This window comes from Rhizobium sp. LjRoot30 (assembly GCF_964253915.1).
Taxonomy (GTDB): Bacteria; Pseudomonadota; Alphaproteobacteria; order Rhizobiales; family Rhizobiaceae; genus Metarhizobium.
Map to the genome: position 1 here is coordinate 90909 of NZ_CAXUSG020000006.1, position 19466 is coordinate 110374.

Consider the following 19466-nt stretch of genomic DNA (forward strand, 5'->3'; position numbering starts at 1 on the left):
ACGGGCGGCATCGCCATTTTGCAGGAAACCAGCATGAAACCGATCTTCGTCCAGCTTCAATGCGCCCCCGGCAAGACCTATCAGGTGGCCGATGCGATCTACAAGACCGAACTGGTCTCGGAGCTTTATTCCACCAGCGGCGAATACGACCTGCTGATGAAGGTCTATGTCAACGAAGACAAGGACATCGGCAAGTTCATCAACGAACACATCGCCAATATTCCGGGCATCATGCGATCCTTGACGACGCTGACCTTCACGGCGTTCTGATCACGCGGCTTTTGCCGCGGCAAGCGCCACGACGAAGACCAGATGCGTCGCATGATGCAGCGTCTGGTCGGCCCCCATCAGCCACCAGAAGCCGGAAGAGGACGGAGCAAGCTGCAGCTTGCGCCCCAAAATACCTTTTGTCCGGTCGATGGTGAAATGCACGACAAAATCGACGGCGGCAAGCCAGACAAGCGCCGGTGCGACCACAGCGAAGATCAGAACGGTGATGGCGGCATGCACTGCGACATGCGCCGCCAAAGGCGCCAGCCAACCGCGTTCCGCTTCTTTGCCGCGCGCCATCCAGTCCGTCTGCAGCAGGAAATCCGCGGCAAGATGCTTGAGCAGGAAAGCGATCGCTGCCGCGAGCAGCCAGAACGTCGGAACGGTGTCTGGCATCGCGGTCATAGTTCAGCGCGCTCCCCTGAGCCGACGACAAGGCGGAGGCCCGCCAACCTCCGCCAGCGCCCTTCTCGATACCGCCTCCGACCGCAAATGGCTCATCTCGCCCCGCCCGCGCCGATGAAGCCGCCGAGGAAGGATGTCAGGTTGTCGCCGAGCGCATCGCAGAGATAACCGCCCTCCTGGACGATGACGGTCGGCAGGCCCATTTCGGCAATCGCTTCGCCGATGCGGGCAAAACCCGGCGTCGTCACCGAAAGCCCGCCGAAAGGATCGCCTTCGAAGGCATCCAGCCCGAGCGCCACCACCAGCGCATCCGGCGCAAAGGCTTCGATGCGCTCGGCAGCAGCCGAGAGGGCTTCCAGGAATTCCGCGTCGCCGGATTTGCGCACCAGCGGCAGGTTGAAATTATAGCCGAGACCCAGGCCTTCGCCGCGCTCGTCCGCATGTCCCCAGAAGAACGGGTAGAAGCGGATCGGGTCGGCATGAATGGAAACCGTCAGGACGTCCGCGCGGCCGTAAAAGATGCCTTGCGTGCCGTTGCCGTGATGCAGGTCGACATCGAGGATGACGACACGTTTCGCCTGGCTGCGCAGGTGCTGGGCGGCGATGGCGGAGTTATTAAGGAAGCAGAAGCCGCCGGCAACATCGGCGAAAGCGTGATGGCCCGGCGGGCGGCAGAGCGCATAAGAGGCGCGGGCGCCGGAGAGGACCGTTTCTGCCGCCTCCACCGCGCTCCAGGCGCTCCAGCAGGCGCTCAGCCAGGTATCGGCGGAAATCGGGCAGGCGGTATCGGCCATGTGGTAACCGGCCTGGCCGACCGCGGACGCCGGATAGCTTCCTGTTCGCGCCAGAGGATGGATATTGGGGATCACCTCTTCCGAGGCGCCCTCGATGCGCTGCCAGCGTTCGAAGATGGTCCGCAGGAAAGCGATATATTCCGGGCTGTGAATGGCGGCGATGGGCTTCAGGCCGTGGTCGCGGGGGCGCTCGATGGTGGAGCCGGCCGCCTTGGCGCCGGCCAGCAGGCGGTTGGTGCGCTCCGGCTTTTCCGGATTGGGCTTCTGCGCCCCGCTGGACAGGAACATCCGGGGGTCGTGGATCGCCTGCTCTTCGGCAAAAAAGGTCTTCATTTCGCTTCCGTATCCTGTCGTCTGTCAGACGCCGCTTTCACCGAGGCCGGCCAGGGCTTCGAAGGCGTCACCATAAATAGCATGAATATGTTCTTCCGGCTGATGTTGCAGGCCGATGCGTTCGTAAAAACGCTGGGCGGTGAGATTGCCCGCGTCGACCGAGAGCCGAAGGTAGACGCCGCCCTTTTCGCGGACATGGCGTGCCGTCTGCCGCAACAGCGCCTCGGCGACACCATTGCCGCGAAACGCCTTGTCGACCACCAGATCCTGAATGTAGGCCCCCGGCTTGCCGCGCCAGGTGGAAAAACTCGCAAAATACAGACAGAGCCCGGCAAAAACGCCGTCGATTTCGGCAATCAGCACCTCGAAGGCCGGCGAGGCGCCAAACCCGTGACGGCGAAAATCCTCCGCCGTGGCGCTGATCTTGTGCGGCGTGCCGAGATGATCGCCGATCATGCGGATGCCGGCGAGAATGGTGTCGGCGTCGGAGGCCGTCGCCTTGCGGATCACGAGGTCGCTGCGGTTCGTCGTTTCCATCAGAACGCCACCCGGTCGCCGCCCTTGAGCGCCAGCATGGCTCGCGCTTCCTCGGGCGTGGCGACCTCCAGCGAGAGATTTTCGAGGATGGTGCGGATGCGCGCCACCTGCTGCGCGTTCGATGTCGCCAGTTCGCCGCGGCCGATATAGAGGCTGTCTTCCAGCCCGACGCGGACATTGCCGCCCAACGTCGCCCCCATGGTGATCAGCGGCATCTGGGCACGGCCTGCGGCCAGCACCGAGAAACGGTAGTCGTCGCCGAACAGCTTGTCGGCGATGCGTTTCATATGCGCGAGGTTTTCCGGATCGGCGCCGATGCCGCCAAGGATGCCGAGCACGAACTGGATGAACAGCGGCCCCTTGACCAGCCCGCGGTCGTAAAAATGTTTTAGCGAATAGAGATGGCCGACATCGTAGCATTCGAACTCGAAACGCGTGCCGCAGCCCTCGCCGAGCCGTTTGAGGATATCCTCGATATCGGCGAATGTGTTCTTGAAGATGCCGCCGCGCGTCGCTTCCAGCAGCCGCGGCTCCCAGTCATGTTTCCATTCCATGCTCGGCTTTGCCAGACCGAAGATGCCGAAATTCATAGAGCCCATGTTGAGCGAGCACATTTCCGGTTCGGCCCTCAGCGCCGCCGCCAGCCGCTCGTCCAGCGTCATCAGCGAGCTGCCACCGGTGGAGATGTTGATCACCGCATCCGTCGCCTGCTTGATGACCGGCAGGAACTGCAGGAAGACGGCGGGATCGGCTGAAGGCCTCCCGTCGGACGGATCGCGGGCGTGCAGGTGCAGGATCGAGGCGCCGGCCTCCGCCGCGCCGATCGCCTGCTTGGCAATCTCGGCTGGCGTCACCGGCAGATGCGGGCTCATCGACGGCGTGTGCACCGAGCCGGTGACCGCGCAGGTGATAATGACCTTGTTCCTCGACATGCCTGCCACTCTTCTCTCCTCCACGGAATCTCCTCCACTACACTAGTCAAAGAATGCGAAGAAACGCCATAGGGCGATCATAGCCATCACAATCATTCGCAGCGGCCATTTTGTTTTGTCGCAGCCAGCGGGTTGCTATTGACGAAGCTTCTGTCTTGGGATCAATTAAGTTGTCAGACATCTTACAGAAACGGGAACAACGTCTGACCCGCGACGAAGGAGGATTTCGTGAAGAAACTATTCGCATATCTGGCGGTCGGCGCCGCACTGGCTTTTGCCTCCACCGCCCAGGCCGGTGAAACGCTGGACCGCGTCATGGGCAAGAAGGCGATGGTCGTCGCCACCAACAGCGGCTGGCCGCCCCAGAGCTTTCTCGACGACAACAACGAGATGGTCGGCTTCGACATCGACGTCGCCCGCGAGATCGGCAAGCGCCTCGGCGTCGAGGTGAGCTTCGAGACCCCGGACTGGCAGACGCTGACCGGCGGCCGCTGGCAGGGCCGCTATGATCTCGGCGTCGGTTCGGTAACACCGACCAAGGCACGCGCCCAGGTCATCGATTTCGTCGGCATCTATTATTACAGCCCCTATGTCTACGTCGTCCACAAGGACAGCGAAGCCAAATCCGTCACCGATCTCAACGGCAAGGTAATCGGCGTCGAAACGGCGACGACATCGGAAGATTTCATCAATCGCAAGCTTGAAATCGACGCGCCGGGCCTGCCGCCGATCGAATACAAGCTGGAACCGGGCGAAGTCCGCACCTTTGCCGATTCGATGCTGCCCTTCGACGACCTGCGCCTCGGTGCCGGCGTGCGCCTCGATGCGGTGATCGCGCCGGAGCAGACGGCACTCAATGCCATCAAGAACGGCTACCCGCTGAAGGTGATCGAAGGCGAATACGCCTTCCGCGAACCGCTCGTCGTCATCGCCGAGAAGGTCGATCCGGAGTGGACCGCCAAGGTGGGCGGCATCATCCAGGAGATGAAGAAGGACGGCACGCTCGCGACGCTGACCACCAAGTGGTACGGCAAGGATTATAGCGCCGACTGATCCCTGGTCCCGATGCGGGCGGCGCTTGCCGCCCGTTTCCACATCTGCGTTGCAAGAGCCTGCCATGTCCTATCCCGATACCTATTACAAACGCACGCTCAGCGAAGAGAAGGCCAGACCTATCCTTGCTGAAACCATCGAATGCGATGCCGTCATCGTCGGTGGCGGCCTTGCTGGTCTGACAACTGCGCTGCAGTTGGCGCGTGGCGGCCGGTCCGTCACCGTGCTGGAGGCGGAAAGCGTCGGCTTCGGCGCCTCCGGCCGCAACGGCGGCTTCGTCAGCCCGGGTTACGCCACCGGTGGCGAAGAAATCGCCCGGCATGTCGGCGAGGCGGCGGCCAAGGACCTGCATTGCCTGTCGATGGAGGGCGCGGATTTCGTCCGCGATACGATCCGCGACCTGTCGATCACCGGCGCCAAGCCGCAGGCGGGTATCCTTGGCGTGCTGCGCTACGACGGCGGCGACAGCCTCAAGTCTTATGCCGACGATGTCGCCCGCAGCTATGGCTACGAACTGGAATTTTACGAGCGCGACCGGGTGCGTGCCGTGCTGAAATCCCAGCGCTATTATCAGGGCCTGCGCAATCCCAACGCCTTCCACATGCATCCGCTGAATTACCTGCGGGCGCTCGCGGCGGAAATCGAGCGGCTGGGCGGACGCATCTACGAGCAATCCGCGGCGGAAAGCACCGATTTCTCCGGACCGGAGAAGATCGTGCGGACCGCCAGGGGCACGGTGCGCGCCCGCGACGTCGTCTTCACCACCGGCGGATACACCGGCGGGCTGGTCGGCAAGCTCAACCGTGCCTTCCTGCCGATCGCCACCTATGTGATGGTCAGCGAGGAGGCGCCGGATCTCATCCGCCAGGCGATCGCCACCACCGACGCCATCGGCGACGACCGCCGCGCCGGCGATTATTACCGCGTCGTCGACGACGGCCGGCGGTTGCTCTGGGGCGGCCGGATCACCACGCGCGCCGCTTCCGCCGAGGCGCTGGCAAAAGAATTGCGCCATGAAATGGTCGGCACCTATCCGCAACTGAAGGGGCTGAAGACCGAACTCGCCTGGTCGGGCCTGATGTCGTATGCCCGCCACCTGATGCCACAGATCGGCCGGATGCAGCCGGGCGTCTGGTATTGCACTGCCTTCGGCGGCCACGGGCTGAACACCACCGCCATCGGCGGCAAGGTGATCGCCGAGGGCATTCTCGGCGCCAGCGAGCGCTACAAACTGTTCGAACCCTTTGGCCTCGTCTGGGCCGGCGGCATCGCCGGGCTGGCCGTGGCACAGCTGACCTATTGGAAACTGCAGGCCCAGGACTGGTGGCGGGAACGCGCCGCCTAGAGCACTTCCGGCAAAATGCTGAGCGGTTTTGCGTCTAAAACTACATAAAAACAAAAGGATAGAGCATTTCGCTTTTTGCAGAAAGGTGACAATGCTCTGACGGGGAGGGGGAAGCAAATGATCGGCAGGTTTATCCTGAACTATCCGGATGCGGCGCGGCGGACCGGCGTGCTGCTGGCGCTTGGCCTCGTCGCGCTCAGCCTGTTTGCCATGGGCGTCAGCTCGGCCTGGCTCGGACGCCTTGTTCCGCCGCTTGCCGAATGGTTCGCCGCCAACGATGCCATCGGCCGGTTGCTGTCCGCTGTCAGCATTGCGCTGATCCTCGCCGCCAACTGGAAGCTGCTCAGGCTTCTGCCACGCCGGCAGCAGATCGTTGGCGTCTGGCTGGAGCTGTTCGTGCTCCTGATGCTGTTCTTCTACTCCTTCGATCTGTCCTTTGCCTTCATCGCCAAGAAAATCGGCTTCCTGATCACCCAGGGCGTGGTGACGACGCTCTACATCTCGGCAATTTCCATCGTCATCGCCACGATCATCGCGCTGATCGGCGCCATTGCGAAACTCTCGAAAAACGGCGTCATCTACGGCCTCGCCACCTTCTACACCTCGCTGTTTCGCGGCCTGCCGCTCCTGATGCAGATCTACATCATCTATCTCGGCCTGCCGCAGGTGGGTTATGTCATCGGCGCGGTGCCCGCCGGCATCCTGGCGCTGTCCCTGTGTTACGGCGCCTACATGACGGAGATCTTCCGCGCCGGCATCCAGAGCATTCCGCGCGGCCAGAGCGAGGGGGCAACGGCCCTCGGCCTCAGCCCCAGCCAGACCATGGCGCTTGTCGTCCTGCCGCAGGCGATGCGGGTGATCATTCCGCCGACCGGCAACCAGTTTATCGCGATGTTGAAGGACTCTTCTCTTGTCTCGGTTGTCGGCGTATGGGAGATCATGTATCTCGCCCGCACCCAGGGACAAACGGAGTTTCGTCATATCGAAATGCTGATCACCGCCTCCATGATCTACTGGATCCTGTCCATCGGCCTGGAATTCCTGCAGTCGCGCATCGAGGAGCGGTTCGGGCGGTTCAATGTCCGCTGACGTTCCCGCCTCATCCACACTGGGCACAACGCCGCGCTCCAACCTGCGTGCGGCGCTGATCGTCCTGTTGTCGTTTTTTCTCTTCTCCGGTTCCGACGCGCTGGTGAAGATGCTGGCGATCAAGTTCGTCGCGCCGCAAGTCACCTTCATGAGCACGATCGTCGCGCTTGTGGCGCTGTTCGCCACCACGGCGGCCACGGGGCGGATGAAGGCACTCATTCCACGCCACCCGGCGCTGGCGATCACCCGCGGCGTGCTTCTGGCTGCCGATGCCCTGTTGATCCACTATGCCTTTGCCGTGCTGCCGCTGGCCGAAGCCTATCTGCTGGCCTTCCTGGCACCGGTCTTCGTGGCGATCCTTGCTTTCGTGCTGCTTGGCGAGCGGCTGTCGGGCGTTGCCTGGGCCGGGGTGCTTATCGGTTTCCTCGGTGTTGCCGTCGCGCTTCGGCCCGGTGTTGCCCCGCTCAACCTCGGCCATGCCGCCGCGGCCGGCTCGGCGCTCCTGTTTGCCATGTCGCTGGTGCTGCTGCGGCGGGCGAAATCGACGGAATCCGACAGCGCGCTTATCTCCACGACGCTGGTCATCCAGATCATCCTCGCCTTCGGCGCCACCCTGGCTTACGGCGAATTCCAGCCGGCGACGTCAAGCGACCTCTGGATGGCGGTCGTCACCGGCCTTCTGGTGTTCGCCGGCCATGCGCTGCTGGTCCGTGCCTTCCGCATCGGCGATGCCTCCGTCGTGGCGCCGTTCCAGTATAGTCAGATCATCTGGGGATGCCTTTACGGCGCCGTGCTGTTTGCCGCACCGGTGGAGATCTACACGCTCATCGGCGCCGGCATCATCATCGTTTCCGGATGGCTGGTGCTCAGATAGGCACGGCAAGCGGCAGCGGTTCCTGCGGGAAACCGCCGACATGGGTGCAGGTCAGCGCCGCGCGTTCGGCCCCACCCTCAAGGCAATGCTGCAGAGGTCGGCCGGCCACGAAGCCTGCGAGAAAACCGGCAATAAAACTGTCGCCCGCGCCGGTCGTGTCGACGACCTCGACCGGCTTGATACCGCTGCGCGCAAAATCGCCGCCGGCACTCCTGGCCATGGCGCCCTGCGATCCGCGGGTGACCACCGCAAACCGGGCACCGCCCGCCAGCAGCGCCTGAATGCGGGCCTCCGCCTCGTCCTCGCCCCCCTCTGCCGATGCAAAGGCCACTGTCAGCCCCTCGACACCACGATTGGCCGGATCGGCATTCACCGAAATGTCCTGCGACAGGCTTATGCCCTGCGCCGCCAGCCGGCGACGGAGAGCTCCGCCATCGTCCAGCCAGCCGAGATGGACATGGTCCATGGTCGTCAACACCGCCAGAGCGGCCGCCGCAGGCCGATAGCCGGCACAGACGCCGAAATCCTCATATCCGATGATACGTTCGCCCGAGGGAAGGACATCGATATTGGTGTAGGCGGTCACGCCCGGACGGGTTTCGACATGCTCGATATCGACGCCATAACCGTCGAGCATCACCCGCGTCCGCTCGCCATCCGCATCCGAACCGACGGCACCGAAATAGAAGGCGTGCTCGCCGAGCCGGGCAAGCTGGATTGCCACATTGACGGCATTGCCGCCGACCAGCGACTGGCTGACCGGCGGCTGGAAACGATCGATGCAATTGTCACCGACGGCGGCAAAACGAAACGGTTTCATCGATCTGCCTCCGTTTGACGCCGTTGCCCTCAATAAGCGACGCGCTTGTAATACCGCCGTGTCGTCAGCGGATGGTTCCGCAAGACTTCGAGATGCGCACTTATGCGCTCCAGCACGGTTGCCAGCAAGACGGGTGAAACGAGGGCGCGTGTTCGTGCCGAAATGCCCGGCAGCTCCAACTCGGCCGTGTCCAGCACCGCCAGCTTGTCCGTATAGGTCGGAACGAAACTTTCGACGCGGTCGGCGAGCGGCCGGTAGGCGTCTTCCCCCTTGAACAGGATGACGCTGACGCCCTTTTCCACCAGCTCCAGCGTGCCGTGGAAAAAGTCCGAGGCATGCACCGGACGGGTGCGGATCCACTGCATCTCCTCGAGAATGCACATGCCGTAATAGAAGGCCTCGGGCCAGACGTTCCCGGCGCCGGTGATGATGTGATAATCCGAGGCCGCAAGCGTCCGGGCAAAGGCTTCCGCCTTCGGTTCGTAAGCCCGCTTGACCTCCAGCAACAGGCCCGGAAGCCTTTTCAACTCACCGACAACCGCATCGTAATCATCGATCTCGCCACGATGTTTCATGATCGACAGGGCAATGATGAGCGACTGCAGATAGAAGGACTCGCAGGACGTATCGTCCTCGGCAAAATTGACGAACACGTGGTCTCCGCCCTTGCCGAGCGGCGTTTCTTCATGGCCGACGAGGGTCAGCACCGTTGCGCCGATTTCCTTCACCTTGGCGAGCAGGGCGACGCTTTCTTTCGTCGTACCCGACAGCGACGGCATGACGACGACCGATTTTGCCGTCAGGTTCACAGAGCCAGCTATGAAAAGTTCGGCGGTCGGCTCGATATAGGCGGGAAAGCGCGAGTGGCGCTGCAAGAGCTGTACGGCCGGCTGCATCAGGATCGCGGCGCCACCGGTGCCTAGAAAGAAGATGTTCTCCGCCCCGGCCCGCAGGCACGCGCCGATCGTTTCGTCGAGCCGTTCGGCAAGGGCGACGGCGCCGGACTGGATGCGAAGAAATCTCTGTTCGTCAAAATTCAGCATCACCGTCTCCCAATGGCTGTTTCCGGTTCCCTTTCAATGGGAACGCAATGTTGTAAGACAACTGACATCTTCGGTTTTTTCTGTCAAGCGCTACGACGAAGAGACGCCAGCGAGGCGTTCGCCAGACGGATCGAAACGCCCTTGTGGCCGGGCCTTTTTGCGTAGAAACGTCCGCTCTTGACCTTCCGTCATTTGTCAGACAGGAAGAAAGAGACGTTTTGCACCCCGCGAGGTCAGAAATTTGGAAGAGCCTTTTCGCGATACGCGCACGCTGGTCATCCAGCTTCGCGACCGCATTGCCGATCTGATCCGCACCGAGGGATTGCAGCCGGGCGACAAGATGCCGACCGAGGCGCAGCTGACGCAGCGGTTCAGGATTTCCCGGCCGGCCTTGCGCGAAGCGCTGAAACTCTTGGAACAGGACGCCGTCATCTATGTCGAGCATGGTCGCGGCCGTTTCGTCTCGGCTTTGTCGGCCGTACAGGTCGACCGACCGATCACCGTGTTCGAGAGCGTCACCGACATGGCGCGCCACTGCGGCTACCAGATGATCAGCAAGGTGCTGTCGATTTCCGAGGAGGCACCGGAGGCAGCCGTTGCCGAGAAGCTGAAGCTGGAGGCCGGCGAACGCGTCATCCGCCTGGAGCGGCTGCGGCTCGAGCAGCATGAGCCGATCATGTACTGTCTCGACTATATTCCGCGGCGCGTGATTCCTACCCGCCTCTACGACATCGACTGGAGCGGATCGCTGCTGTCGCTGCTCGAACAGCATCGCCATCGCCCGCGCATGTCGGCGGCAAACGTGTCGGCGGTGATGCTGCCGGACGACGTCGTGGAGCGAAACGACCTCAGGGATTTCGGCCCGGCGCTGCTGATCACCGAAACCTGTTTCGATACGGCCGGCATCCCCGTGATCTACGCGATCGACTATCATCGCGGCAGCCATTTCACCTTCAGCCTCGCCCGCACATAAAACCTCATCCGCAAACAGGCCGGCGGCGGCAAACCGAATTGTCCCGCAAATTCAAACCCTCAGCCGGCCGCTTCGGCGCTCTGTTTTTTCGGAAGCGCCGCCATATATGGCACTGCGTACCCGGACGGCGCCGATAATCCGTGGTCAAAATTGCGCGTTCATTTCAAGGAAGTTTCCATGACCATCACAAAGAACCTCATCGCAACCGCCTTTGCCCTTGCCTTCACCGCAACCATCGCTCAGGCACAGGTCGTGGTCTCGTCGAAGATCGATACGGAAGGCGGCGTGCTCGGCAACATCATCCTCGCCGTGCTGAACGCCAACAACATCCCGACCACCGACCGCGTGCAGCTCGGCGCCACGCCGGTGGTGCGCAAGGCGATTGCCGCCGGCGAGATCGACATCTATCCGGAATATACCGGCAATGCCGCCTTCTTCTTCGAAAAGTCGGAAGATCCGGTCTGGAAGGACGCCGCCAAGGCCTATGAAGAAGCCAAGAAACTGGATTACGACGCCAACAAGATCGTCTGGCTGACGCCGTCGCCGGCCAACAACACCTGGGCAATCGCGCTGCGCAAGGACGTTGCCGAAGGCAACCAGGTGAAGTCGCTCACCGATTTCGGCAAATATGTTTCGAACGGCGGCACGGTCGTGCTGGCCGCCTCGTCGGAATTCGTCAATTCCGCCGCGGCCCTGCCGGCCTTCCAGACCACCTACGGCTTCACCCTGAAACCCGACCAGCTGATCACGCTTTCGGGCGGCGACACCGCTGCCACCATCGCCGCTGCCGCCAACCAGACGAATGGCGCCAACGCCGCGATGGTCTACGGCACGGATGGCGGCATTGCGCCGTCTGGCCTCGTGGTGCTTGAAGACGACAAGGGCGTCCAGCCGGTCTACCAGCCGTCGCCGATCATCCGCGAAGCCGTGCTCAAGGAACATCCGGAAATCGAAGCCCTGCTGAAGCCGGTGTTCGAAAAGCTTGATCTGGTGACGCTGCAGGAACTGAACGGCCGCGTGCAGGTGGGTGGCGAGCCTGCCAAGGCGGTTGCCGAAGATTTCTTGAAGAAAAACGGCTTCCTGAAGTAAGACGAACCGGAGGGCCGGCAAACCTGCCGGCCCTCGCCATTTTCGACAGGGGCGCCGCGTGAGATTTCGACCTGATAAGCTGGGCGTCGTCATCGCTGCGCTTGCCCTTTGCGGGGTGCTGCTTGCACCCTTCAGCCTGTTTCGCGCCAACCGCATCGTTCAGGGCGAGGCAAAATCCCTGCTGGAATCGCTGCCGGCCTGGGCGGGTCTTCTTCTGCTTGCCGTGGTTATCGCCGCAAGTCTCGTGGCGCTTGCCCGGTCGCCCGCTGTCATCCGGCTTGCCGCCGCCACCGTCTGCCTGATCGTTCTGCTGCTCGGCATCGGCTTTTCCGCCATCCATCTGACGCCACCGGAAAACACCTATGCGCGCGTTTCGCCGGCATCCGGCTTCTGGCTTTTGTGTTTCGCCTTCGCATTGCTGGCCGCCGATGCCATCACGCGGCTGAAACCGAGGCCTCTGGCCCGCATCCTGTTCCTGGCCGCAGCACTCCTTGTCATCGCCTTTGTGCTGCTGTCGGGAAGCTGGGACGGACTGTCGCTGCTGAAGGAATACGCCAACCGGGCCGAAACCTTCTGGCTGGAGGCCGGACGGCATGTCATGCTGGCGCTCGGTTCGCTGTTTGCCGCCGTCATCGCCGGCCTGCCGCTCGGCATCCTCTGCCACCGCACGCCTTCCCTGCGCGGCGCGGTTCTCAACAGCCTGAACATCGTCCAGACCATTCCGTCGATTGCCCTGTTCGGCATTCTTATCGCACCGCTCGGCTGGATCGCGCTCAACGTGCCGGGTGCGGCGGCCATCGGCATTCGCGGCATCGGCATGGCGCCGGCCTTCGTGGCGCTGTTTCTCTATTCGCTGCTGCCGGTGGTCGCCAACACCGTGGTCGGTCTTGGCGGCGTTCCGCGCGACGTCAACGAGGCCGCCCGCGGCATCGGCATGACCGACAGCCAGCGGCTGTGGCGCGTCGAATTTCCGCTGGCGCTGCCGGTCATCCTCACCGGCGTTCGCATCGTGCTGGTGCAGAACATCGGGCTTGCCACGATTGCCGCCCTGATCGGCGGCGGCGGTTTTGGGGTTTTCGTGTTCCAGGGCATCGGCCAGACGGCGATGGATCTTGTGCTGCTCGGCGCCGCCCCGACCGTCCTTCTCGCCTTCGTCGCCGCCATCGTTCTCGATGCCCTCATCGACATGAACGCGCAAGCGTCCAACCGGAAGACAACAGCATGATCGAAATCGACAAGGTCACCAAACGGTATGGCGAAAACACCGTTGTCGATGCGGTGACCATGACCATCGCGCCGCGGACGATCACCGTCATCGTCGGCACCTCCGGTTCCGGCAAGACGACGTTGCTGCGGATGATCAACCGGCTCGTCGAACCGACGGAGGGAACGATCCGTATCGACGGCGAGGATGCGCTTGCCATCCCCGGATACCAGCTTCGCCGCCGCATCGGCTACGCCATCCAGGGCCATGGCCTGTTTCCGCATCGAACGGTGGCGCAGAACATCGCCACGGTGCCCGAACTGCTCGGCTGGGACCGGGCGCGGATCGACGCCAAGGTCGCCGAACTGCTGACCCTGTTCCAGCTCGATCCCTCAGCCTTCGGCAGCCGTTTCCCGCACGAACTGTCCGGCGGACAGCAGCAGCGTGTCGGCGTCGCCCGCGCGCTCGCTGCCGAACCCAACGTGCTCCTGATGGACGAACCTTTTGGCGCGCTCGACCCGATTATCCGTGCGAAAGCACAGGACGATCTGCTGGCGATCCAGAAACATTTGGGCACGACGATCGTTCTCGTCACCCATGACATGGACGAGGCCTTCCACCTCGCCGACAAGGTGGCGGTGATGGATAAGGGCCGCCTGCTGCAATATGACAGCCCCGCCGAACTGGTGCTCCGGCCGGCCACGCCCTTCGTCGAAACGCTGATCGGCGCGGCGGACCGGCCGCTGCGGCTGCTGTCCATCGCCACCGCCGCCGAAGCCCTCGAACCCGGCCCAGCGGAGGGCGAACCGCTTTCCGCAGCCGCTTCGCTGCGCGACGCGCTGTCGGCGCTGATGTGGTCCGGGCGGGAAACGCTGCCGGTGGCCGGCGAAGACGGCACGATCCTCGGCCATGTCAGCCTGCAAGCCTTGCTCCAGCGCGCCGCGAGGCCGCAATGACCCGCTGGCTGCCGCTTCTGCTGCGTCTTGGCCTCTTGGCGCTGCTGCTCGCCTTTCTCTTCCGGCCGGCCTGGTTTTCCGGGCTGCTGCAACCGCTCGTGCAGGACGGCGCTCCGGCGATCTACAATCAGGGCGACCTCTTGACGCTGACGCTGCTGCACCTTCGCACCGTCGCCATCGCCACGCTTGGCGCCACGGTAGTGGCGATCGCGCTGGCCGTGCTGGTGACGCGGCCGATCGGCGCGGAATTCCTGCCGCTCTCCCGCAGTCTCGTGAACATCGGCCAGACCTTTCCGCCGGTCGCAGTGCTGGCGCTTGCCGTGCCGGCCGTGGGTTTTGGCGAAAAACCGACGCTGATCGCGCTGTTCCTTTATGGGCTTCTGCCGATCTTCGAAAATGCCCTGACCGGCCTGACAACCCTGCCGCCTTCGGTGATGGAGGCTGCAAGGGGTGCCGGCATGACCGGCTTCCAGCGCCTCGTGCGCATCGAAATACCGCTGGCCTCGCCGGTCATGCTGGCCGGCATCAGGCTCTCCGCCGTCATCGGCCTCGCCACGGCGACGATCGGCTCGACGGTGGCGGCAAAGACGCTGGGAGAGATTATCATCGCCGGCCTGCAATCCAATAATCTGGCCTTCGTCCTGCAGGGCGGCTTGTTGGTCGCGGCGCTCGCCGTGCTGACCTATGACGGGTTCTCCGCCCTCGAAGGGGCAGCGGCGCGCCGCATGGGGCGAATCGAGGCTTGAAGCAATTCCCGCAAAAATGCGTCGCGGTTTTGCGTCAAAACAAAAGATAGAGCGTTTTCGCGTTTCTGAGGACGGCGGAAATGCTCTTGAGGTCGCCAAATCCACATGCAGGGGCTTCCGATACCGCCTGTGATAAATTTTGTTTATACCAGCGATTGAGCGAATTCGTTGGATCGGCGTAGGCCAAGCCTTTACCAAGGAGCCAGTACCCCTTTCTTGGTGCACTCCGGGTGTCCATTTCCTCTTAATCTGGACGCCCGGTTTCTTTTCCCCTTCTCACGTTTCTCCGGTCGCCAGAATGCCGCGCACGCTTGCGGTAAATGATGCTGTTTCCTCCGGCTGTAACACGACCATCCCATGCGCCACCGGCCCTTCCGCCAGATTGAACGCATCCACCGGATGGGACACCGGCTCGAAGCAGAGATAATCCGCCTCGCCGGAGGGCGAAAAGAGGACATACTGGTCGAGCCCGGGGCCGCCGGTGATATCAGCGGCGAGGCCCCGATCCGGCCAGTCGAGCCGTGCTTTTCCCGCCCAGCCGGAAAACCAGTTGTTGATCCATCCGTCGGGTAATTTTCGAGGTCGGGAAAAATCCATCTCAGGATGGGCCTTGGCGTCCTCCAGGACGTCCGGCAGGTGATCATCCCGTTCGAGCCAGACCTTTTTCGCCGGCGCCGTCAGAAGTGTATTGCCGTCGCGGACGAACCACGGGTGAAACCCGCCGCCATAGGGCAGAGACAGTCCGGCACGATTCGTAACCCGCAACGTCATCGTCAGCGTCGCGCCATCGAGGCGATAGATCATCGTCGCATCGTAGCGAAACGGCCCCGGACCGGCCGCAGAGACTGCAAGCGTCACGCTCTCTTCCGTCGTCCCGGTTATCGTCCAGGCGGCGGAAAAGGCGCTGCCGTGCAGCGGATAGTGTTCGCCCGGCATGTTCGGTTCCATCGGATGAAACCGGCCGTCGAAGCGGAAGCCTCCGCCAGACACCCGTCCGGAAAACGGCAGCAGCAGAATATTGGAAAGCGCAAAAGGGTGGGCCGTTTCATCGTCCACACGACGGAAGATCGGCAGCCAGTCATCACCGCGCCTGATATCGAATGCAGTCAAGCCGGCGCCGAGGTCCGGCCGGATCAGGATGCGTGCCGCATCATTGCCAAGCGATACCGCCATCGATTTTTCTCCCGCTCAATCGGATCGCCGTCTTGTTAAACAAGGCCGCTCGCTTGCGAAACCGTTTCCCGGCGCGCCTGCACATTATTTCCGTTTCGGTGCCCGGTCGCCGGGCTTCCCCACAGCAGCAGGCGCCGTTGGCCAAAGGCGACGACGATGCCTATACTACGTGCCATGGATTCGCTGAAATTACCGCCCTCCGATCCGCGCCCCCGCGCCAGGACATTGCCCGCCTGGGCTTCCGCAAAAACGGAAGCGACCGGCGAAGCCGATGCCGCCTTTGCCGCCGGCGCAGCGCTGCATTCGCTGGACACGCTGGTCAAATCCGAACCCGTCTGGGCCGGCTGCTGGCGGGGGAGACTGGTGATGAAATCGGCCCTGTCGGCCGTGCGGCTGCTCCGCCGCGGCGAGGACGAGGCAGCACTCCGCGATGCCATCCACCTTTGCGCGCCGGGCAGCGACCCGGGACCGGCAGGACGCATTTTTCTCGCCTATGCCAAGCTCCGTGACAGGCGAACGGCCATCGACCCGGCTTTGGTGCAGGAACTGGCCGATCTGCTGTCTGTCCCCTGCGGCGACGAGGCCGAGGCAATTGCAAAGCTTGCCGCCGATGCAGCCCGCTCGACGCGTGCCGCCCCCTTCGCTGCCGCCGACCTGATCACCTCTGTCTGGACGGCCTATCCGGATGCGGAAGTGCTCGGCTGGTGGCTGGCGGATTGGCTGCTGGCGGCAAAACTCGGCTGGTCGCGGCCGGTCTGCCTGCTGCTGCCGGAACGGTTCGGCGCCTCTTTCCGCACGACGACGGGACGCGGGCGCCTTCGGCCGGGGGAGGATGGTTTCAGCCGGGCTTTGTGCCTGGCGCTCGTGCAGGCGACGGCCGATGCCTTGCGGCTGGCAAACGACATCGAACGCCGGGCGGAAGCCCTGCTCGCGGTTGCGCCAAAGGTCCGGACGAAGGGGGCAGGGGTCGTCATCCGGCAGATTCTCGACGAGGATGCCGTCTTCGTCTCGGCACCGGGGGCAAACCTGTCCCGCTGGGCAAGCCGCCGGTTTTTCGAACGGCTGGAAAGCCTGGGCGGCGTGCGCGAGCTCTCCGGCCGCGCTGGTTTCCGGATCTACGGTTTGTGATGGCATTCCCGGCGCCGGCGGCATAGTGTGCGGCGATAGAGGAAGTTTTGCTGCGATACCGTTAAACCACAGCCAGGATGTTTCCGCACGACGGAAGCGCTTGGACACTGCCATCTTTGTGCCGTAAGACATTGAAATAAGCTGCCGGTTCTATGGTTTAACAAAGTCATTGCATCGCGACGGCAATCGGCGGCGGTAAAAACTTCACCGCTTCGTCGGCTGTCCGTCACGAAGGCGGCGTAGCAATGCTATGGCCCATATCGGCCAACAGCCCGCACCCGGTTGTTGTCGCGTCAAAAAAAATAGGAGATTGCATTTCATGACGCCCGAACGATTCAACGAATGTTTGCGTCACATCCGCTGGACACCGATCAACATCGCATCGGCGCTTCAATGTGACCTTTCGTGGATCGAGGCGCTCGAGGTGGGCAATGCGGACGTTCCCGAAGAACTGGCGAAATGGCTGGAAAAGCTGGCGCAGATGCATGAGGCCAATCCGCCGCCGGTCGCCTACCGCGTCAACCGGCTGCCCTGAGCGGCCGCTTGCACACACCGTCATAGACACGATCCCTCTTAAACCGCGAAGCTTCGGCTAACGGCCCGTGGCTTCGCTTGCCCGGCTGCCGGCTCGGCCCGTCCACGCATCCATTTTTAAAATCATATTGTAATATTTTATCAGTCGCGCTTAAATGACCTGAGTTCCGGGAGGCGAGCGGAATGTTCTGTGGAGGCAGACAGGTCAAAAGCAGGGAACGTGCTTTTCCGTTTCGCGCCGGTAGGGTTTCATCACAAGGCAAGTAGGGAGTGCAACTGCCGGCTACGGGCGAAAAATAGAACAGGCGGCTCGTCGGGCACGTACCTCAAAGCCAAATCGGGAGGGGATATTGGCATTACTCGAACTTCATGACGTCACGAAAGATTTTGGTGCGATCCGCGCCCTCAGCGACGTCAGTTTTTCCGTCGGTCCGGGAGAGATCGTCGGGCTCATGGGCGATAACGGGGCGGGCAAGTCGACGCTCGTCAAGATCATGTCCGGCATCTACCAGCCGACGGCGGGAACGCTGCGTTTCGGCGGCGAGGCAACGCAGATCCATTCGCCCGCATCCGCTCGCCGGCTGGGCATCGAAACGGTCTATCAGGACCTCGCCCTGGCCGACAATCTTACCGCCTCGGCCAACATCTTCCTCGGGCGCGAGCTGAAATTCAACATCGGTCCGTTCCGCTTCCTGCGCCACCGCGCCATGAATGCCCGTGCCGTCGAGCTGTTTGCCGAACTGAAATCCGAAACACGCGCCGACGACTACGTGCGGCAGATGTCCGGCGGCCAGCGGCAGGCGGTCGCCATCGCCCGCACCCGGCTGTCCGATGCCAAGCTCATCCTCATGGACGAGCCGACGGCTGCCATTTCCGTGCGCCAGGTGGCCGAGGTGCTCAACCTTATCCACCGCCTGAAGGATGCCGGCATCTCCGTCATCCTGATCTCGCATCGCATGCCCGATGTCTTTGCGGTCTGCGAACGGGTGATCGTCATGCGCCGCGGCCGCAAGGTCGCCGACAAGCGCATCGCCGACACCTCTCCCGAAGAAGTAACCGCGCTGATCACCGGTGCGCTGGAGACCGCATGATGACCGATACGACTCAAGCCTCTTCGCCCCAGGGATTTTCGAATGTCCGGCGCACGCGCTTCTGGCAGCGCGGCTTTCTCGCCAGCCAGTCGGCCTATGTGCTGGCCGCCCTGATCGTCCTGATCATCTTCATGAGTTTCGCTTCGCCGAACTTCCTGACGGGCGGCAACATCGGCAACATCGTTCGCAACTTCTCGTTCATCGCCATCGCCACGCTCGGTATCACGCTGGTGATCATCACCGGCGGCATCGATCTCTCCGTCGGCTCGACCATCGCGCTGACGGCGACCGTGACCTCGCTGACCATGACCGGCCTCGGCCAGGCGGCGTTCCACCCCTTTCCCGGCTTCGCGCTGATCGTTTCCATCGCCGCTGGCCTTGCGGTCGCAGCCCTGATCGGTTTCGGCAACGGCGTCGCCATCGCCAAGCTGAAATTATCACCTTTCGTCACCACGCTCGGCACGCTGTCGATCGTGCGCGGCCTCACCTATGTCGCCACCTATGGGCGCGGCACCAGCCCGAGCGGCCCGGACAAGGACCTGTTCCTTGCCCTGACCTCCGGCCACATCGCCGGAATTCCGGTCGGCTTCATCTACCTCATCCTCATCGCCGTCATCATGTGGGTCGTGCTGAACCACACGGCCTGGGGCCGGCATGTCTATGCCATCGGCGGCAACGAGGCCGCAGGCCGGCTGACCGGCGTGCCGGTCGACCGCGTGAAAATCCAGGTCTACGTCCTGTGCGCGCTGGGTGCCGGTATCAACGGCATCATCATTTCCGGCTGGCTGGGGTCCGCACCTGCAAACCTCGCCACCGGTTATGAGCTGACCATCATCGCCGCCGCCGTCATCGGCGGCGCCAATCTCGCCGGCGGCATCGGAGGCGCTGCCGGCGCGATCATCGGCTGCGTGCTGATCGAAGTGATCCGCAACGGCCTGGTCCTGGCGCGGGTCGACCCCTACTGGCAGCAGACTCTCGTCGGCTGCATCATCGTCGCGGCCGTCCTCGTCGACCGTTTCAGATCTCTCCGCAACGGATAAACGCGCGGGGGAAAAAGGCGGCAAACCGCCTCGAGAA

The 19466-nt window shown here is 63.0% G+C and carries 21 protein-coding genes; 14 read left to right on the forward strand and 7 right to left on the reverse strand.

Annotated features, from left to right (window positions below):
* Positions 1-33: 33 nt before the first annotated feature.
* A complete protein-coding gene (locus tag ACSQ3I_RS14015) occupies positions 34-270 on the forward strand; it encodes an Lrp/AsnC ligand binding domain-containing protein (protein WP_109458974.1) in 237 nt (78 codons plus the stop codon).
* Here the strand turns inward: ACSQ3I_RS14015 and ACSQ3I_RS14020 are convergent, their stop codons facing one another.
* The 4 genes from ACSQ3I_RS14020 to ACSQ3I_RS14035 form a co-directional block, all read right to left on the reverse strand.
* The gene (locus ACSQ3I_RS14020) at positions 271-675 is read right to left on the reverse strand and encodes a DUF3307 domain-containing protein (protein WP_435999830.1); all 405 of its coding nucleotides are present in this window, start codon (positions 673-675) and stop codon (positions 271-273) included.
* A 92-nt stretch (positions 676-767) separates the two neighbouring features.
* Positions 768-1802, reverse strand: a complete 1035-nt coding sequence (locus ACSQ3I_RS14025) for a histone deacetylase family protein (RefSeq protein ID WP_435999832.1) — start codon at positions 1800-1802, stop codon at positions 768-770.
* A 24-nt stretch (positions 1803-1826) separates the two neighbouring features.
* Positions 1827-2339 carry an N-acetyltransferase family protein gene (locus ACSQ3I_RS14030; RefSeq protein WP_435999833.1) on the reverse strand — a complete coding sequence of 171 codons (513 nt, stop codon included), beginning with the start codon at positions 2337-2339 and terminating at the stop codon, positions 1827-1829.
* Complete coding sequence (locus tag ACSQ3I_RS14035; protein WP_435999834.1) at positions 2339-3271, reverse strand: 3-keto-5-aminohexanoate cleavage protein; 933 nt, start codon at positions 3269-3271, stop codon at positions 2339-2341. The genes ACSQ3I_RS14030 and ACSQ3I_RS14035 overlap by 1 nt, the downstream gene beginning before the upstream one ends.
* Before the next feature lie 228 nt (positions 3272-3499).
* Here ACSQ3I_RS14035 and ACSQ3I_RS14040 point away from each other — a divergent pair, with 228 nt between their 5' ends.
* The 4 genes from ACSQ3I_RS14040 (at position 3500) to ACSQ3I_RS14055 (ending at position 7632) form a co-directional block, all read left to right on the forward strand.
* Entirely contained in the window at positions 3500-4324 is an 825-nt protein-coding gene (locus tag ACSQ3I_RS14040) for a transporter substrate-binding domain-containing protein (RefSeq protein ID WP_435999836.1), read from the forward strand.
* Positions 4325-4388: 64 nt separating this feature from the next.
* Positions 4389-5669 (forward strand): NAD(P)/FAD-dependent oxidoreductase, encoded by a 1281-nt coding sequence (locus ACSQ3I_RS14045; RefSeq protein ID WP_435999838.1) that lies wholly within the window; start codon positions 4389-4391, stop codon positions 5667-5669.
* Positions 5670-5786: 117 nt separating this feature from the next.
* Entirely contained in the window at positions 5787-6758 is a 972-nt protein-coding gene (locus ACSQ3I_RS14050) for an amino acid ABC transporter permease (RefSeq protein ID WP_435999839.1), read from the forward strand.
* Positions 6748-7632 carry a DMT family transporter gene (locus tag ACSQ3I_RS14055; protein ID WP_435999840.1) on the forward strand — a complete coding sequence of 295 codons (885 nt, stop codon included), beginning with the start codon at positions 6748-6750 and terminating at the stop codon, positions 7630-7632. The genes ACSQ3I_RS14050 and ACSQ3I_RS14055 overlap by 11 nt, the downstream gene beginning before the upstream one ends.
* On the opposite strand, the gene ACSQ3I_RS14060 is transcribed toward ACSQ3I_RS14055, so the two are convergent.
* The gene (locus ACSQ3I_RS14060) at positions 7625-8452 is read right to left on the reverse strand and encodes a PfkB family carbohydrate kinase (RefSeq protein WP_435999842.1); all 828 of its coding nucleotides are present in this window, start codon (positions 8450-8452) and stop codon (positions 7625-7627) included. The two genes, ACSQ3I_RS14055 and ACSQ3I_RS14060, sit on opposite strands and share 8 nt — an antisense overlap.
* A 29-nt stretch (positions 8453-8481) precedes the next feature.
* Complete coding sequence (locus ACSQ3I_RS14065; RefSeq protein ID WP_435999844.1) at positions 8482-9495, reverse strand: SIS domain-containing protein; 1014 nt, start codon at positions 9493-9495, stop codon at positions 8482-8484.
* Positions 9496-9736: 241 nt separating this feature from the next.
* On the opposite strand from ACSQ3I_RS14065, the gene ACSQ3I_RS14070 reads away from it, so the two are divergent.
* The 5 genes from ACSQ3I_RS14070 to ACSQ3I_RS14090 all read left to right on the forward strand — a co-directional run bounded on the left by ACSQ3I_RS14070 (position 9737) and on the right by ACSQ3I_RS14090 (position 14463).
* On the forward strand, positions 9737-10468 hold the full coding sequence (locus ACSQ3I_RS14070) for a GntR family transcriptional regulator (RefSeq protein WP_435999845.1): 732 nt from the start codon (positions 9737-9739) through the stop codon (positions 10466-10468).
* Between the two features lie 177 nt (positions 10469-10645).
* On the forward strand, positions 10646-11557 hold the full coding sequence (osmF, locus tag ACSQ3I_RS14075) for a glycine betaine ABC transporter substrate-binding protein OsmF (RefSeq protein WP_435999847.1): 912 nt from the start codon (positions 10646-10648) through the stop codon (positions 11555-11557).
* A 58-nt stretch (positions 11558-11615) separates the two neighbouring features.
* Positions 11616-12782: an ABC transporter permease gene (locus ACSQ3I_RS14080; RefSeq protein WP_435999848.1), complete on the forward strand. Its 1167-nt coding sequence runs from the start codon at positions 11616-11618 to the stop codon at positions 12780-12782.
* Complete coding sequence (locus ACSQ3I_RS14085) at positions 12779-13717, forward strand: ABC transporter ATP-binding protein (protein ID WP_435999849.1); 939 nt, start codon at positions 12779-12781, stop codon at positions 13715-13717. Before ACSQ3I_RS14080 ends, ACSQ3I_RS14085 begins: the two co-directional genes overlap by 4 nt.
* On the forward strand, positions 13714-14463 hold the full coding sequence (locus ACSQ3I_RS14090; protein WP_435999850.1) for an ABC transporter permease: 750 nt from the start codon (positions 13714-13716) through the stop codon (positions 14461-14463). The genes ACSQ3I_RS14085 and ACSQ3I_RS14090 overlap by 4 nt, the downstream gene beginning before the upstream one ends.
* Before the next feature lie 276 nt (positions 14464-14739).
* Here the strand turns inward: ACSQ3I_RS14090 and ACSQ3I_RS14095 are convergent, their stop codons facing one another.
* Positions 14740-15636, reverse strand: a complete 897-nt coding sequence (locus ACSQ3I_RS14095) for an aldose 1-epimerase (RefSeq protein ID WP_435999852.1) — start codon at positions 15634-15636, stop codon at positions 14740-14742.
* A gap of 156 nt (positions 15637-15792) precedes the next feature.
* Here ACSQ3I_RS14095 and ACSQ3I_RS14100 point away from each other — a divergent pair, with 156 nt between their 5' ends.
* The 4 genes from ACSQ3I_RS14100 to ACSQ3I_RS14115 all read left to right on the forward strand — a co-directional run bounded on the left by ACSQ3I_RS14100 (position 15793) and on the right by ACSQ3I_RS14115 (position 19429).
* Positions 15793-16764: a DUF1403 family protein gene (locus tag ACSQ3I_RS14100; RefSeq protein ID WP_435999853.1), complete on the forward strand. Its 972-nt coding sequence runs from the start codon at positions 15793-15795 to the stop codon at positions 16762-16764.
* A 319-nt stretch (positions 16765-17083) separates the two neighbouring features.
* Positions 17084-17299, forward strand: coding sequence for a hypothetical protein (locus ACSQ3I_RS14105; protein ID WP_435999855.1), 216 nt, complete (start codon positions 17084-17086; stop codon positions 17297-17299).
* 349 nt (positions 17300-17648) lie between these two features.
* Entirely contained in the window at positions 17649-18389 is a 741-nt protein-coding gene (locus ACSQ3I_RS14110) for an ATP-binding cassette domain-containing protein (protein WP_435999856.1), read from the forward strand.
* Entirely contained in the window at positions 18386-19429 is a 1044-nt protein-coding gene (locus ACSQ3I_RS14115) for an ABC transporter permease (RefSeq protein WP_435999858.1), read from the forward strand. Before ACSQ3I_RS14110 ends, ACSQ3I_RS14115 begins: the two co-directional genes overlap by 4 nt.
* Positions 19430-19466: the final 37 nt, after the last annotated feature.